This window comes from Pedobacter sp. (assembly GCF_045627485.1).
GTDB lineage: Bacteria > Bacteroidota > Bacteroidia > Sphingobacteriales > Sphingobacteriaceae > Pedobacter.
This window is the reverse complement of sequence record NZ_JAZQNU010000129.1, coordinates 1-3,487: the sequence shown is the minus strand read 5'-3', so window position 1 is coordinate 3,487 and position 3,487 is coordinate 1. Positions and strand designations below refer to the sequence as shown.

Sequence of the window (3,487 nt, the reverse complement as noted above, 5' to 3'; positions counted from 1 at the left end):
ATCGTTCCATTTTGTCCGCCTGCCTGACTGGTAATTAACTTATCAGCAGCAGCAATACAGTCGTCCCAACGGGGTGTTCCTGTCCAAACTTCTGCATTTAAATACAATTCCACCAACATGGCATAAGCACCAGCCTGGGTCATACGTCCCATCATTGACCTGGAAAGTTTAGGTGCAGCTTCTATATTCTCCTTAATCTCTCTTTCAATAAAATTGAAAACTTCTTGTCTTGGTAAGGTTTCCGGTTGCGCAGGCTCTCCGACTTTGGTTACTACCGGAATGTTACCCCACATATCCATTAACTTAAGATAATGAAAGGCACGAAACAGTTTTAGTTCAGCAAGGTATTCTGATTTTTCTTGCTCTGTAATGCCCATACTGGCAACATCTCTCTTCTCTATGTTCTGAATAGGGTCGTTACATAAACCCATTCCCCAGTACATTAATGACCAGGCATTGTTTAAATTACCATCATCCACAGTCCAGGTATGGTAGTGCAATCTTTTCCATTTCCCGCCATCTTCACCGTGACGACCTTTAGTTGGCCAGGCAAGCTGATCAGCAGAAAGCTCAGCAGCGCGCCACTGGCCATCCTGTCCCGATGGGGTTACCCATGCGCCCGCATGGGTATAAGGCCTCAAAACAGCCGACAATACCTCTGTTTTATTGTTATAAAAATTATCAGTTAAAAACTGATCATATGCATTCTCGTCTAGTTTAGTGCAAGCGCTCGAAAAAGATAACGCAGCAATTAGACCTATATATATAATTGATTTATTTTTCATCAGTATAAATTCTATTAATGTTTTTTTTTTAAAATCCAACATTTAATCCAATAAGGATAGAGCGTGTACTTGGGTAAGCACTCCGGTTGTCAATACCTGCCCCAAAACCGGTATCTCTAACGAAATCAGGATCATTACCACTATATCCCGTAATGGTCGCTAAGTTCTGTCCCGATGCATAAATCCTCACACTTCTTGCCCATTTGGTATCCAACTTGAAATTATAACCCAGGGTTATTTCATCAACTTTAATATTGGTACCTTCTTCCAGATAATAATCTGAATACATATAAGTATCATTGATCTCGCTATGCTTGGTAAAAGTTTCTCTTAATAAGTTACCTGACCATGTTTTGTTACCATAGGTGAGTGCAGTTGTATTCAAAATTTTGTAATCAAATTTACCGCGAAGGAAAACTCTTAAATCAAAGTTTTTATAAGTAAAGTTATGCGTCCAGGAGGCATAGTATTTAGGGATAGCATTTCCTAAATTCTGTAAGTCTGTAGAATTTAAATCTTTTGAGTTATTAATCTTATCATTTCTAACTGCCTCACCGTTCCTGTTATAAAATAACCATTTACCTTCGTCAGTAAAACCAGCAAACTTTTTCCCCCAGAATTCACCAATAGCACCACCTTCATAAGTGGTAATGGCATCACCTAAAGCACCTGCACCACCAATTCCACCGAATGTTTTGTATAATATTTTAAACTGGTCATTTGAATAAGAATCCAGGGTGTTTTTCAATGCACTGGCGGTTACATCCATACTCCATGAAAAATTTTCATTATTAATGGCTGCATAACTTAATGCCAACTCTATCCCTTTAGAAGAAATCGATCCAACATTAGCATAAATATCTGAATGTACAAACGGAGGTTGTGGGGCTACGTAGGTATCCAACAAATCTTTTGTTGTCCGTTTAAATACATCTAAAGCACCTGTTAATTTACTATCAAAGAACCTGAAGTCCATACCAATATTCAACTCTCTTTTAGTTTCCCATCTTAGGTCTGGATTAGGGTTACGGTTAGGTCCATAAGTTTCATAATAGTAGCCATCTGGAAATAAATATTTACCACCACCACCAAGCGTTACACGAGAGGCATTATCACTAAATCCACTATTTCCAGTCACACCATAACCCACCCTTAATTTCAGGTAGTTTACAAAATTCACTTCTTTTAGAAAGTCTTCCTCAGAAATATTCCATCCTGCAGAAACAGCTGGGAAATTTCCCCATTTGTTGTTAGCACCAAACCTGGAAGACCCCTCTCTGCGCAAAATGAATTGCGCCATATATTTATTATTAAAGGCATAATTAACCCTTCCAAAAAAAGCAATTAAGGTGTTATCATTTTTGTAACTATCCATCGATGCTTTACCCAATACTAAAGCACTACCTCGTGACAATTTATTGTCCTCTAAAACGTCATTGATAAAACCGCGGTTAGCTGCAGAATTACCTTCATCGACATTGTAGCGATAACTATATCCAGCTACCGCGGTTACGTTATGTTTTTCCGCAAAAATTCTGGTGTAGTTCAACGTTGGCTCTACCGCAAAATTCTGTTTTAAGCTACTTCCCCTATAGGCGTAACCTCCACGTGGAGAATCTCTGTCTTCCACAGAATTTTCACTGTCTTTAAGTCTATACTGACCATCCATATTATTATTTCTGGTTACTGACCCGAAAACCGAAGCCTTTAAACCCTCAATTATATCTAAATCTACTTTTCCATCGATTGATGTTGTTTGTTGTTTTCTGTAATTGGTCTCTTGAAATAAACGTGCATATTCGTTGCTACTTGTCAAATCGAAACGATACGTACCGTCAGGATTATAATTAGAAAGCGTAGGATTTTTCGCCATCTCGCTTTCCCAGCCTCCTCCACCAAGTAGATTGGCATTATTGAAATTAGCTGCTATGTTGAACTGTGCGTATAAACGGTCATTTAACCCCTTTTGGTTAACATTTAAACGCATCGTATATTCTTTCCTTCCGTTTTCTAAACTAATACCCTGAAGATCCCTGTAGTTTATGCTGGCACGGTAACTTGATTTCTCAGAGCCTCCGGATAAAGACATGTTATGGTTTTGTGATAGATTCTCGTGATTAATCAGCTGATCTAAAAAGTCAGTATTGTGTCCAAAATCTTGTTGTTTAATTTCTCCACTAACTATTTTCTGACGGAATTCATCAGCACTTAAAAAATCTTGTCTGTTTTGAATATACTCTTTCCTGAAGTAATTGGAATAGTTAAACTCCGGTGGTCCGGGCTTGCCTTTTTTAGTGGTGATGATTATAACACCAGCGTTTGCACTTGTACCATAAATGGCAGCGCCTGATCCATCTTTTAAAACATCAATGGAAGCAATATCATCCTGTTGAAGTAAATCAGGGTTTCCACCTGGAATACCATCAATAACAAAAAGCGGACTTGAACTTCCCGTTATGGATATTGCACCTCTTAATTGTACATCAACGCCTGAATTTGGATTAGAACCCGAGGCACGGGTTAATACTAAGCCCGGAACTTTACCCTGAATTAAGTCCAACGGATTTCTTGAGCCGCTTTGTCTGAATTTTTCCGCAGGAATATGGGTTACTGCTGATGTTACTTCCTTTTGCGGCAATGTTCCATAACCAACAGAAACAACTTCTACATTTTCAAGCGTTGTGCTGTTAGCTTGCAGGCTC

2 protein-coding genes are annotated in these 3,487 nt (G+C 38.8%); both read right to left on the bottom strand.

Annotated features, from left to right (window positions below):
* The coding region (locus tag ACR2F3_RS09845) for a RagB/SusD family nutrient uptake outer membrane protein (RefSeq protein WP_432709807.1) at positions 1-785 on the bottom strand (785 nt) is incomplete at its 3' end.
* Between the two features lie 28 nt (positions 786-813).
* The coding region (locus ACR2F3_RS09840; RefSeq protein WP_432709806.1) for a SusC/RagA family TonB-linked outer membrane protein at positions 814-3,487 on the bottom strand (2,674 nt) is incomplete at its 5' end.